This window comes from Pantoea vagans (genome assembly GCF_004792415.1).
In the GTDB taxonomy this organism is placed as follows: Bacteria; Pseudomonadota; Gammaproteobacteria; order Enterobacterales; family Enterobacteriaceae; genus Pantoea; species Pantoea vagans.
Window position 1 is genome coordinate 2,148,560 of sequence record NZ_CP038853.1, and the last position, 12,369, is coordinate 2,160,928.

The 12,369-nt window shown below is 61.1% G+C and carries 9 protein-coding genes; 5 read left to right on the forward strand and 4 right to left on the reverse strand.

The window, feature by feature from the left end; all coding sequences use genetic code 11:
- Positions 1-112: 112 nt before the first annotated feature.
- Positions 113-2,233: a TonB-dependent receptor PqqU gene (gene pqqU, locus EGO56_RS10020; RefSeq protein ID WP_185948857.1), complete on the forward strand. Its 2,121-nt coding sequence runs from the start codon at positions 113-115 to the stop codon at positions 2,231-2,233.
- A 51-nt stretch (positions 2,234-2,284) separates the two neighbouring features.
- Here the strand turns inward: pqqU and EGO56_RS10025 are convergent, their stop codons facing one another.
- From EGO56_RS10025 to EGO56_RS10035, 3 genes are all read right to left on the reverse strand, one after another.
- Positions 2,285-2,845 (reverse strand): isochorismatase family protein, encoded by a 561-nt coding sequence (locus tag EGO56_RS10025; RefSeq protein WP_135908878.1) that lies wholly within the window; start codon positions 2,843-2,845, stop codon positions 2,285-2,287.
- Positions 2,846-2,860: 15 nt separating this feature from the next.
- On the reverse strand, positions 2,861-3,286 hold the full coding sequence (locus tag EGO56_RS10030; RefSeq protein ID WP_135908880.1) for a MarR family winged helix-turn-helix transcriptional regulator: 426 nt from the start codon (positions 3,284-3,286) through the stop codon (positions 2,861-2,863).
- A gap of 66 nt (positions 3,287-3,352) precedes the next feature.
- A complete protein-coding gene (locus EGO56_RS10035; protein WP_135908882.1) occupies positions 3,353-3,910 on the reverse strand; it encodes a helix-turn-helix domain-containing protein in 558 nt (185 codons plus the stop codon).
- Positions 3,911-4,033: 123 nt separating this feature from the next.
- Here EGO56_RS10035 and EGO56_RS10040 point away from each other — a divergent pair, with 123 nt between their 5' ends.
- The 4 genes from EGO56_RS10040 (at position 4,034) to EGO56_RS10055 (ending at position 12,107) form a co-directional block, all read left to right on the forward strand.
- Positions 4,034-5,206, forward strand: a complete 1,173-nt coding sequence (locus tag EGO56_RS10040) for a benzoate/H(+) symporter BenE family transporter (RefSeq protein ID WP_135908884.1) — start codon at positions 4,034-4,036, stop codon at positions 5,204-5,206.
- Between the two features lie 171 nt (positions 5,207-5,377).
- Complete coding sequence (locus tag EGO56_RS10045) at positions 5,378-6,778, forward strand: SrfA family protein (protein WP_135908886.1); 1,401 nt, start codon at positions 5,378-5,380, stop codon at positions 6,776-6,778.
- Between the two features lie 2 nt (positions 6,779-6,780).
- Positions 6,781-9,744: a virulence factor SrfB gene (locus tag EGO56_RS10050; RefSeq protein ID WP_013357800.1), complete on the forward strand. Its 2,964-nt coding sequence runs from the start codon at positions 6,781-6,783 to the stop codon at positions 9,742-9,744.
- Positions 9,741-12,107: a virulence factor SrfC family protein gene (locus tag EGO56_RS10055; protein WP_135908888.1), complete on the forward strand. Its 2,367-nt coding sequence runs from the start codon at positions 9,741-9,743 to the stop codon at positions 12,105-12,107. The genes EGO56_RS10050 and EGO56_RS10055 overlap by 4 nt, the downstream gene beginning before the upstream one ends.
- Here the strand turns inward: EGO56_RS10055 and EGO56_RS10060 are convergent.
- Positions 12,104-12,367, reverse strand: coding sequence for a barstar family protein (locus EGO56_RS10060; protein WP_013357798.1), 264 nt, complete (start codon positions 12,365-12,367; stop codon positions 12,104-12,106). The genes EGO56_RS10055 and EGO56_RS10060 overlap by 4 nt on opposite strands.
- Positions 12,368-12,369 lie beyond the last annotated feature (2 nt).

Sequence of the window (12,369 nt, forward strand, 5' to 3'; positions counted from 1 at the left end):
AACAGCGAAAAAATCCAGCGTGAAACGGTGTACCCCGGCACCCCGAAGCCTTACCATATGCGGCAATTGTTCCACCTGGTTCATTTACGCTTCTTTTTTCAGGCCTCTGATAATGAAAATACTCTCTCTGCGTCAGGCGACGCTGCTGATGTTGCCTGCCATTTTGCCGCTGCCGCTGCTGGCGGCAGACAATGACAATACCCTGGTCGTGACGGCTGCCCCGCCGGAAACGGGCCTTAACGAGCTTGATACCCCCGCCGCCCTGAGTGTGGTCAGCGGCGACGATATGCGTCAGGCGGCACCGCGCGTGAACCTGTCGGAAAATCTCAGCAGCGTGCCGGGTCTGCAAATCCAAAACAGACAGAACTACGCACAGGATCTGCAGCTGTCGATGCGCGGCTTTGGCTCCCGCTCAACCTACGGCGTGCGCGGTCTGCGCATCTATGTGGATGGGATCCCGGCCACCATGCCGGACGGTCAGGCACAGACCTCCAACATTGATATCGGCTCGATTGATCATGTCGAGGTACTGCGTGGCCCCTTTTCTGCGCTCTACGGCAACGCCTCGGGCGGCGTGATCAACGTGACCACTCAGCAGGGTCAGCAGCCGACCACGCTGGAAGCAGGCAGCTGGTACGGCAGTTACGGCAGCTGGCGCAACAGCGTCAAAGCCAGTGGCGCGACCGGTGATGGCACGCACGCCGGGGATGTGAACTACACCGTCTCCGCCTCCCGCTTTACCACCCATGGCTATCGCGATCACAGTTCTGCGCAGAAGAACCTCGGCAACGCCCGGCTTGGCGTGCGTATCGATGATGTCAGCACCCTGACGCTGCTGTTTAACAGCGTGCACATCGACGCTCAGGATCCCGGCGGCTTAACCGAGGCACAGTGGCGTGACAATCCGCGCCAGGTGGTCAGCAACGTTACGCTCTACAACACCCGTAAAACGGTGGATCAGACCCAGGGCGGCCTGCGTTATCAGCGCCAGATGAGTGAAAACGATGACCTCAGCGTAATGCTCTATGCGGGAGTGCGCGAAACCACGCAGTTTCAGTCCATTCCCGCCGCCGTTCAGCGTAATCCGTCCCATCCAGGAGGCGTGATCGACCTGACCCGCCACTATCAGGGCGTCGATACCCGCTGGACCCATCGCGACACGCTGCTGTCGATTCCGGTGGCGGTGACCGGTGGACTCGACTACGAAACCATGACCGAGCGCCGCAAAGGCTATGAAAACTTCACGGTCAGCAACGGCGTCACGCAGCTGGGCGAACAGGGCAATCTGCGCCGCAACGAGCGCAACCTGATGTGGACGCTCGATCCTTATGTGCAGACCAACTGGCAGCTCACCGATAAACTGTCGCTGGATGCAGGCGTGCGCTTCAGCACCGTCAACTTTGACTCCAATGACTTCTATATCCGGCCCGGTAACGGCGACGACAGCGGTGAGGCGCGCTATCACAAGTGGCTGCCCGCGGCGGCGCTGAAGTACGCCTTTGATCCCAGCTGGAACGCGTGGATCTCGGCCGGACGCGGCTTTGAAACTCCAACTATTAATGAGCTTTCATACCGTTCAGATGGCGCAACCGGCCTGAATCTGGGGCTGAAACCGGCCACCAGTGACACGCTGGAGATCGGCAGCAAAAAACGCATCGGCAATGGCCTGATCAGCGCGGCGCTGTTCCAGACCGATACCCGCGATGAGATTGTCGCGGATGCCAGCAGTGGCGGACGCACCACCTATAAAAATGCCGGTCAGACCCGCCGTCGCGGTCTGGAGTTAAGCCTGGACCAGCAGTTTGCCTGGGACTGGCGGCTGAAGATGGCCTATACGCTGCTGGATGCGCGCTATCGCAGCAACGCCTGTGGCAGCGACAGCTGTGACGGCAACCGCATTCCTGGCATTGCGCGAAACATGGCGTACGCCGGACTCGGCTATCTGCCGGAACAGGGCTTTTACGCAGGCAGTGAAGTGCGTTATCTGAGCCAGATCGCCGCTGAAGATCAGAACAACGTGAATACGCCGTCCTACACCGTGGCGGCGGTAAATAGTGGCTATAAGTGGCTGGTGGATAACTGGACGCTGGATCTGTTTGGCCGGGTCGATAACCTGTTTGACCGGCACTATGTGGGTTCAGTGATTGTGAATGAGAGCAATGGTCGCTACTTCGAATCGGCACCGGGCCGCAACTACAGCGTCGGCGTGACGCTGGGTTACGCCTTCCGCTAAACCTATCCGGGCCACCCTTGCGGTGGCCCGAATCTTACTGTCACCCGTTTATCAGGCGCGGGATTTCAGCTGCGTCACAATATCCTCACAGCTGCCGGTTTCACCCAGGCGCGGGAAGATCAACTTCACACTATTGTTGTGCGTATCCATATTGAGATCGGTCATCGCATCGGTCGCCAGCGTGACGTTGTAACCCAATTCATACGCCTGGCGCGCAGTAGACTCCACGCCGATGCTGGTCGCGATACCGCAGATCACCACCTGAGTAATGCCGCGCTTTTGCAGTTCCTCATGCAGTGACGTGTTATGAAACGCGCCCCAGGTTTTCTTGGTGACGGTTAGATCATTCTGCTGCGGCGTCATCGCCGGCACCAGCGTGGCCCAGTCGGCAGGCAGGTCGCCGCTGTGACGCGCCTGCTCGTTACGGCCCGGTGCCCCACCGGCCACGTTAACCAGCACCACCGGCAGGTCGTGCGCGCGAAACGCCTCAGCCAGAACGGCACAGCGTTCGATAACCGGCTGCGGTTCATGAACCAGCGGCAGCGCTACGATGCCGTGTTGCAGGTCGATAACAATCAGCGCAGTTTTTGCATCAAGTGTGGTTACAGCCATGTTGGATCCTCGGGTTTAATATTCAGTGAGTCGTTTCAGAAGAGGGAGAACGTCGGTCAGTTGCTGCTGCTCTGCCGGGCTGAGCCGCGCGTCGAGCGTCCGGACCAGCCAGTCATCGCGCATTGCGCGACTCGACGTAATCACCGCCAGACTCGACGCGGTGGGCAGATAGCGGGTTTTACGGCCATCATGGGGATCGGGCTCGCCCGTGATTAATTCTGCCGCCACTAATCCGGCGACGGTTGTCCCCATCGACTGGGTGCGTACGCCCTCGGCGGCGGCCAGTTGCGTCACCGTCATCGCCCCGTCGCGCACCAGATGCCCCAGCACCGCCACCTGCGACCAGGTGAGTTCGCCAGGCGGTGCCGACTCGCGCAGCCGGCGGCCCAGCTTGCCCACCAGCATGCGCAGCGTGGCAGCAGATTCAGTCAGATCGCGCATTTCCCGTCTCCATCGATAAGCAAAAGTATAAAGATACGAAGGTAAACTGTGTAGTTTGCTGCGGTATCAATTTGTAACGTCCGGACGCTGCAGATAGTGAATCAGGCTGTGAAAGCGCAGCGGCGTGCTGAGCGGGTTGCGGTAGCTGTGCGGCACGTCGGCACTGAACTGAAACGCCTCGCCTTTTAGCAGACGCCGCCAGCGATCATTGACCCCCAGCAGCAGTTCACCCTCGATAACCACCACCTGCTCCACGCAGCCCGCTTCATGGGGCGAGGAATGGCTCTGAGCGCCCGGCGCCAGCTCCACTGCCAGCAGATCAAACCGCAGTTGCGGATCGTAAGGCAGCACGGAGCGCACCGACATGTCAGCGTTGGGCTGACTGAATCCGGGTAGGGTGCCGGCAGGTAACGCGCTCCCGTCGATAAAAAAGGAAAAGGGAACGTTGAACCCGGTAGCAATCTTCCACAGCGTCGCCACTGTCGGACTGGATTCACCCCGCTCAATCTGCCCCAGCATCGCTTTACTGACGCCAGTGCGCTCCGCCGTCAGCGTCAGGCTCCAGCCGTTGGCCTGGCGCAACTGTCTGAGCGCACCGCTCAGGTGTTGCTGTAAATCTGCCATTTTTTCTCCTGCGTTCTCGTCACCCTGGCAGGTGACGTTATGCCGACAGTGTAACACTTGTGCGTTATAGCGCACTATGCGAACATGTGCGCTATAACGCACAACCTCATTAAGAGTCTGACCATGACGAGAGCCGAACCGTCCCGTTTTACCCTGCCGATGCTGGTCTCCGGCTTTGTTGCCGTGCTGGTGGGCTACAGCAGCAGCGGCGCGATTATTTATCAGATGTTTCAGGCGGCAGGCGCCTCACCGGCGCAGATTGGCGGCTGGCTGTCAGTGCTGGGTCTGGCGCAGGGGATGGTCTCGCTGGGTCTGTCATTGCGCTACCGCATGCCAGTGCTGGCCGCCTGGTCCACGCCGGGTGCCGCGCTGCTGGCAACCAGCTTTCACGGCGTTTCGCTGAATGAAGCGGTGGGCGTGTTTGTTTTCGCCAACCTGCTGATTGTGGTGTGCGGCGTCACCGGCCTGTTTGCCCGGCTGATGAACCACATTCCCGCCTCGCTGGCGGCGGCGATGCTGGCGGGGATTCTGCTGCGCTTCGGGCTGCAGACCTTTGCCGATTTGCAGAGCAATTTTGTGCTGTGTGGCAGCATGTGCCTCGCCTGGCTGCTGGCCCGTCGCTGGCTGGCACGCTATGCCATTCTGGTGACGCTGATGGTGGGGATTGCCGTGGCAATGGCCCAGCATGCCATCCACTTTCCGCCGCAGTCGATGATGCTGGCGCTGCCGGAACCGGTAATGCCGCACTTTACCCTGACCACGCTGCTGGGGATCGGTGTGCCCTATTTCCTGGTGACCATGGCGTCGCAGAATGCCCCCGGTATCGCGACGTTACAGGCACATGGCTATCGTCCGCCGGTCTCTTCTCTGATGAGCTGGACCGGTGTTACGGCACTGCTGTTGTCGCCGTTTGGCGGCTTTTCGGTCTGCGTGGCGGCGATTACGGCGGCGATCTGCATGAGCGATGAGGTCGACGCAAATCCTCAGCAACGCTGGCGTGCCGCAGCGCTGGCCGGGGTCTTTTATCTGCTGGCGGGCGCGTCCGGTGCGCTGATCGCCGTGCTGTTCAGTGCCCTGCCCGCCGTGCTGATTGAGGCGCTGGCGGGTCTGGCTCTGCTGGCCACGCTGGGCGGCAGCCTGCATCGCGCACTCGATGTGCCTGCCGAACGCGACAGCGCACTGATCACGTTTCTGCTCACCGCATCAGGCGTCTCTTTACTTGGCATTGGCCCTGCCTTCTGGGGACTGATCGGCGGCGTTATCGCTCACCTGCTGCTGGTGCGTAAATCCACCTGATTGCGTGATAGCTGCTGAAATATCGGTTATTTTTCCGCCCGCCGGTGAAAAAAACACTGGATTTACCTCCTTTTCTGCCGTTTGATTTGTCATTGCCCCGCGTAAAATCAACCTAATCGTCGATAACACGCGATTTTCTGCCTCAGACAACGACCGATAAGGGCCCAACAGGTGGCAAAAACTTTTCTGCGCAGCGGTAATTTAGATGCAGTTCTGGCATTAGGTGAAAATGGCCAGCCGGTCTACGCCTCAGCACTGCAAATTCGTGAAACCCTGCGCCTGCGCCGTCAGAGCGGACTGGCAGATTGCCTGGCCATTCCTCAGGCCAATGAACGGGGCGATCGCCTCGACTGGTATGCCCCTTTCAGCGGCCGGGTAAAATCCTGGCTGGGCGCCAGCGATCATGAACGTCGGGTGGCGCTGCAGCAACTCACCGCCTGCCAGCAGGATATGCAGGATCTCAGTACGCGCGCGCGCGCGGCAGAGAACCCATCGATGCGGCTGTTTGGTGCGCTGCTGAGCAAAACCCTGCAATTTCCCGACCAGCAGTATGTTTATCTGGTTGATGGCAAACCGGTCATTACCTTCTGGGGCTTTGTCGATGCCCAGGCACGCAGCCGCGACGATGCGCTGGCCTGCCTGCGTGACACGCTGGAGGAGAATCTGCCGGTGGCGCTGGTTGAACCACTGCCAGAGCTGCCTGCCGCACCTGTTGCCGCCGAGCCGGTCATCGTCGCTGAGCCTGAACCTGCACCTGAACCTGAAGAGGAGCCGCTGCCGGTCGCGGCAGCCGCTGAGCCTGAGCCGGTTGCACCCGTGGCGGCTCGTCGCCGTTTCCGCGTCTGGTATCTGTTACCGCCGGTGGCGATTGCTGCCGCCGTAACGGTGGCCGTGCTGCTGCATCGTCCTGAGCCTGTCGCCACGCCAGTGGCATCAACGAAGCCAGCAGCAGCCCCTGCGACTCTTTCCGCGCCCGCCGCGGTTTCCACCCCAATACCTGCGGCGAGTCAGGCCCCGGCGGCGGCCACACCTGTTGCTACACCGTCAGCGACGACACCGGCGGAGACAGCCACAGCCGAGAAACAACCTGAGTCGCAGCCGCAGAAACCAGCCAGCACTGGCACTCCCGAAGCCGCACCTGCCGCTTCATCTGCTACCCTTGCCAGTGTGGTAACCCCGCCGGTTCCGGCTAAACCTGATGATTTGATTGTCACGCCGGACGCCGTCCGCGAAGGTCAGGTACAGGTAATTGATGGCCGCTGGCGCGTGACTATCGACCAGATGCCGACGCCAACCGGTAAGCCGCCGGTGATGCGCTTCCAGTTCAAAAATGGTAAAGGCAGCGTGCAGGTCGCGCAGGGTAATACCAGCTGTAAAGCGGATGTCAGCGCCGCTATGACCAGCGCCGGTAACCTGGTGATTGAGAGCCGCTACACGGCGAAGTGCCAGAACAATTCGCGCTACCGTATGCCACTGCTGGTCTGCCATGCGAGTATGGGCGCCGCCGTGTGTGAAGCACAGTATGCTGAAGACCGGGTCTTCCCGATGACGATTAAGCGTGAGAGTAAATAACGATGCTGGCTCCCCTGATCGATGACAAACAAAAAATTTCGCTGATTGAAAATAGCGGTGTGCAGTTTCTGGATTTTGGCCTGCAACTCTCAGCTACCCAGGCGCGCCGTCAGTTTGTGCGCCAGACCGCTAACGGCCCGCTGCTGCGCCTGAACGTCGATGGCAACAGCGGTAAATTCATGCTCTACCCGGAAGATGGGGGTGCTGCTGAAGTGGTGCGCCCGGAGTCCGATATCGCCCTGGCAGACTCGCTCACTCTGCTGGCTGCCTGCTGGCTGCCGCTGCCGATGCTGCGCTGCGCCAGCGGCCGTCGTTTTATCGGCGGCCCGGAAAACTGGGCGCGGATGCGTCTGGTGGCCCTGCCCGCGCCCGATGCGGCAGGCAATACCCATCGCGTCACCCTGGCCTTTGATACCCGCTGTGTCGCGGAACAGGATGGCGGTGAACAGCTCGGCCTCAGCGCTGCCGATGCACAGAACGGCGTGACCTTTGCGCTGGCCTGGCACAACTACGAGCTGGGTGATTTTCTTGACCTGACCTGGGTTGACGGCTGGCTGCGTGAATCCTTTACCGACCGCGTTTCCGATCGCCGCGAACAGGCGATTAATCAGGCCCTGCGCGAGTTTGAGTATCAGGCGCACTACCTCAATCTGCTTGAGCTGCTGGGCGAGCAGCTCGACCTCAGCGAGATCCACATCCAGGCCGCCACGCTGCAGACCCCGGCGGTCAACGTCGATATCATTCTGGATGTCGGCAACTCCCATACCTGCGGCATTCTGGTGGAAGATCATCCGGAAGAGAGCAATGGCCTGAAGCAGACCTATGAGCTGCAGCTGCGCGATCTCTCACAGCCGCATCAGGTTTACAACGAGCTGTTTGACAGCCGTCTGGAGTTTGCTGAGACGCGTTTCGGCAAAGCGAACTTCTCGCTGGAGAGCGGGCGTGAGCAGGCCTTTATGTGGCCGTCTCTGACGCGCGTGGGACGCGAAGCAAGCCGTCTGGCCCTGCAGCGTGTGGGTCTGGAAGGCAGCACCGGCCTCTCCAGTCCGCGTCGTTACCTGTGGGATGAAGCCCGTTATCAGCCAGGCTGGCGTTTTAACACGCCTGGCGATCAGGCGGAACCCCTGGCCTATGCCGCCCCCTTTACGACCCTGCTGAACGACGAAGGCCAGCCGCTCTCTTCGCTGGCACCCGACGATCGTCTGCCGGTCTTTTCACCGCACTACAGCCGCAGTTCGCTGATGACCTTTATGCTGTGTGAGCTACTGGCGCAGGCGCTGATGCAGATGAACAGTGCAGCACAGCGTCAGCGTATGCCGCAGAGCCACGCGCCGCGTCAGTTGCGCCATGTGATCCTGACGCTGCCGTCAGCGATGCCGAAGCCGGAGCGCGAAATTTTCCGCCGCCGGATGCAGGAAGCGCTGGCGCTGGTCTGGAAAGCGGAAGGCTGGCTGGCGGACGACGATGATCTGTCACCTTCGCTGCCGCGCCAGAACCCGAAACCGCTGCCGGATGTGCAGATGGAGTGGGATGAAGCGACCTGTGGTCAGATGGTCTGGCTGTTCAATGAAACCCAGGTCAACTTTGCCGGTCGCGCCGAAGACTTTTTCAGCAGCATGGCCCGTCCCGATCGTCCGCGCGAGGCCGACGAACTGCCAGGCAAAAGCCTGCGGATCGCCTCGATTGATATCGGCGGCGGCACCACCGACCTCGCCATCACGCAGTATCGTCTGGATGATGGTCAGGGCAACAACGTCAAAATCACCCCGCGGCTGCTGTTCCGTGAAGGCTTTAAAGTGGCGGGCGACGACATTCTGCTGGATGTGATTCAGCTGTGGATTTTACCGGCGCTGCAACAGCATCTGCAGAAAGCGGGCCTGACCCTGGCGGAACCGCTGATGAACAAGCTGTTTGGTCACGACAGTCGTATGGACGGTCAGGCGACCCTGCGTCAGCAGGTCACCTTACAGCTGTTTATTCCGCTGGCGCAGGCGGTGCTTGAGCGTTATGAAAACTGGGATCCGCTGGAGAGTCACGCCGAGATCAACGCCCTGTTTGGCGAGCTGGTCGATCAGCCACCGGGCGAGGCGGTGCTGGCGTTTGTTAACGGCGAAATTCAGCGCGAACTGGGTGGTAACAGCCGCTTTGACCTGCTGCAGGTGCCGCTGGTGGTGAGCCTGTCGCAGCTGCACGGCGAATTTATGCAGCACCGCATGGCGATTATTCCGGCGCTGCGCTCCATGTGTGAAGTGGTGTCGCTCTATCAGTGCGACGTGCTGCTGCTGACCGGTCGTCCGTCGCGCTTCCCTGGCATTCAGGCGCTGGTGCGCCATCTGCAGCCGCTGCCGGGCAGCCGTATTCTGTCGCTGGAGGGCTATCACACTAGCGACTGGTATCCGTTTAACAAACATGGCCGCATCGATAACCCGAAATCCACTGCGGCGGTCGGCGCGATGCTCTGCCTGCTGGCGCTGGACCTGCGACTCAGCAGCTTCTGGTTCCGTGCCGGGGATTTTGAACCCTATTCGACCATTCGCTACCTTGGCATGCTCGATGAAAACCAGGCGCTGACGGACGAGAATCTTTGCTACAGCGAAATTGACCTCGACGATCCCGGCTATGCGCTGGATAAAAAGAGCAGTTTCCGTATTCGCGGCAACGTCTGTCTCGGTTTCCGTCAGCTGGATAATGAACGCTGGCCCGCCTCGCCGCTCTACAGCCTGACGCTGAACGACGCCACGCTGGCGCGCAAAGTAGCCGGTGAAAGCGTGCTGCGCATCCGTCTGGCCGTCAAAGCCGGTCCCGACGCCGCCGGCCCGGAAAGTCTGGTGCTGAGCGATGCGCGCCTGGACGATGGCACCCGCGTGCCGCTGGAGCAGTTAAGTCTGAAGCTGAATACCCTGTCGGCGACCGGCAATGCCAATGCGCAATACTGGATTGACAGCGGGAGCGTGTGTAAACGATGAAAGCGTTAAAACCCCGTCAGCCGCAAACGCTGGCAAAACGTCTCAGCCTGCTGCAGGACGCACTGAATAACAGCCTGAACTGGATTGAGACCACCCGTGAGCAGTCGCCGCGTCTGGCGCTGGAAGCAGAAACCCTGACGCTGCAACTGCGCCAGGCGCGCGTGCAGACTCAGGCGCTGGCGCAGCAGGTGGCGCGTCCGGTCACGCTGGCGCTGTTTGGTCAGTCCCAGGCGGGTAAAGCCTGGCTGCTGAACGAAATGGTGGCCGATGCCCAGGGCCAGTTAGTGACCCGGATGGGCGATAAACAGCTGAGCTGGTTCCAGCATATCAATCCCGGCAACCTCGATTTTGCGACCGCCACCCGCTTCAGCCATCAGCGCGAGCCGCTGTCAGGCGAATGGCCGGTTGAACTGACGCTGCTGAGCGAAGCGGAACTGGTGCGGCTGATGGTCGCCTGTGCCAGAGCGTCCACGCCCGACACCGCACAGATCGACAGCACACTGCAGCGCCTGCAGCGTCATCGCCTCGCCACGCCGCTGGCCGGTCTGGAAGGCGACGCGCTGGTCACCCTCTGGTCCTGGAGCCGCCGCCGCCCGCACCACGATGCGCGGCTGGATCGCCATTTCTGGCCGCAGGCCGTTGAGCTGGCGCCCTGGCTCAGCGTTGACGATCGGGTGCAGCTCTTTTCATTGCTGTGGCCTGCTCAGCCTGCCCTGAATGAAATGCTGCGTACCCTGCTGCACCTGCGTCATCAGCTGCGTAACAGCAGCCGGGTGCTCGCCCCGCTGAGCCTGCTGACCGACGCATCACTGTTGCCCGCCGAGCAGCTGATTGTGCCAGGCAGTGAACAGGATCAGCAGCAGTCAGTGGAAGTCTGCCCGATGAACGGTAATCGCATCGGCAAGGCGCAGAACGTGCCGCTGGGATTACTGGCGCTGCTGACGCTGGAGGTGCTGGTCCCGCTGAGTTCCACACCGCGAACCGCGCTTTATGATGATGCCGATATGCTGGAGCTGCCCGCGCCGGGCCAGTCCAGTGATGCAGCAACGCAGGAAGATCGCCAGCGCCTGCAGCAGCAGGATCCGCTGCGTGCTCAGCTGCTGGAACAGAAACGCGCCCTGCTGCCTGGCTTCTACGCCGCGCGGCAGGCGATTGATTTGCTGCTGGTCTGCACTGCCGCCAGCCACCGTCAGGATGCCGATCTTGCCAGCGAAACGCTGCGCGAATGGCAGCGTCACCAGCCTGCCCAGGAATCCGCAGAGAAACCGCGTCTGATCTGGGCGATTACCCCTTTTGATGCCCGTCATCAGCAGGTCAACGTAGATGAGGCGGTTCAGCGTCAGATGGGACAGCCCGGTCAGCACTGGGGATCGATGCTGGCGCTGGATCGCGCAGGCGTCGACCGCATGGCGAGCTGGTTGCTGGAGGAGATGCAGCCGGAAGCCCGCCGTGACATGTTGCTGGCTCAGCTGGCGCAGATTCAGCACACCGTGGTGGAGCGGCGCCTGCTGCCCTGGACCGAAGCGGGTGCCAGCCCGGAGCAGGCGGCACGCAAACAGAATATCGCCGATACGCTGCTGAAGTGTTTACAGCATCGCACCGGCCTGCATGGCGAGCTGCTGGAGCGCCTGCAGCCGCCGCGTGAAGCGCTGCGCCAGCTCTGGCTCAATCAGTCAGCCCTGCCAGGCAGCAAGCCGGCCACGATTCAGGCACCGGAAAATCAGTTTGGTATCGGCTTTGAATTTGACCTGTTCAGCGAGAGTCCGGCGGAAGCGCCGGTTCAGCCGCGTCAGAGTCTGCAGAGCACCCAGCAGTATCCGCGTCAGGTGCTGCTGCTGTGGCTGGATCATCTGCGTCAGCTGCCGGAAAACCGCAGCCTGCTGGCGTTGCTGAATGTGGACAAGGCGACGATGGAGTGGCTGGTTGAAGAGTTAATCACAGCCGGTTTCCGCACTGATATCGCGCAGAAACTGCAGCAGGCGCTGCATGAGCCGGATACCCAGAGCGTCAGCCATGAATCCCGCGCCGATCGTCAGGTGACGCGGGCGATGACGGTTCTGGGGGATTTTGTGGCCTGGCTCGGCTTTTTACAGCGGCCTGAATCGGAACGCCCTGCCAGCCGGGTTAACCGGGGTCAGGTGATTTTCTCCCGTCCGCCGGCGCCCAGCGTGAGCTTCAGTGCCGGTCAGCGCCTGACCAAACTCTCTGCTGCGCCGGCCAACCACACCGCCTACTATATCTACGACTGGCTGGTGGGGCTGAATCAGGTGATCATTGAGAATAATGGTTACACCGGCGGCGGCGACCTGCCGCTGGCGGCCCGCGAAGCGCTGATTGCGCTCCTTAAGCCCCTGCGTACTTAATCGATAATCAGGCGCAGTTCGCCCTCCAGCGACTGCGCCGCCTCTTCCAGCAGCGCCAGCACCGGCGCTAAATCGGCCTGATGCGCAGCATAGTGCTGCAGCCACATCGTGGCAGGCAGCGCCATACCGCCCGTCAGCCAGTCCCACAACGCATCCAGATTATGTCCGAAGCTCTGCGGGCAGCCGCTCTGCTCAGCAAACTGCTGATAAAAGGCCGCACGCGTGGTGAGCTGACGCAGGTCAAAGGTCAGGTTAAGCATGT

What these genes read in the sequence shown, in the direction of transcription:
- EGO56_RS10030 (WP_135908880.1), bottom strand. Translation starts at nt 3,286, where the DNA reads ATGCGCGATCTGACTGAATCTGCTGCCACGCTGCGCATGCTGGTGGGC.
- EGO56_RS10040 (WP_135908884.1), top strand. Translation starts at nt 4,034, where the DNA reads ATGACGAGAGCCGAACCGTCCCGTTTTACCCTGCCGATGCTGGTCTCC.
- pqqU (WP_185948857.1), top strand. Translation starts at nt 113, where the DNA reads ATGAAAATACTCTCTCTGCGTCAGGCGACGCTGCTGATGTTGCCTGCC.
- EGO56_RS10050 (WP_013357800.1), top strand. Translation starts at nt 6,781, where the DNA reads ATGCTGGCTCCCCTGATCGATGACAAACAAAAAATTTCGCTGATTGAA.
- EGO56_RS10060 (WP_013357798.1), bottom strand. Translation starts at nt 12,367, where the DNA reads ATGCTTAACCTGACCTTTGACCTGCGTCAGCTCACCACGCGTGCGGCC.
- EGO56_RS10035 (WP_135908882.1), bottom strand. Translation starts at nt 3,910, where the DNA reads ATGGCAGATTTACAGCAACACCTGAGCGGTGCGCTCAGACAGTTGCGC.
- EGO56_RS10055 (WP_135908888.1), top strand. Translation starts at nt 9,741, where the DNA reads ATGAAAGCGTTAAAACCCCGTCAGCCGCAAACGCTGGCAAAACGTCTC.
- EGO56_RS10025 (WP_135908878.1), bottom strand. Translation starts at nt 2,845, where the DNA reads ATGGCTGTAACCACACTTGATGCAAAAACTGCGCTGATTGTTATCGAC.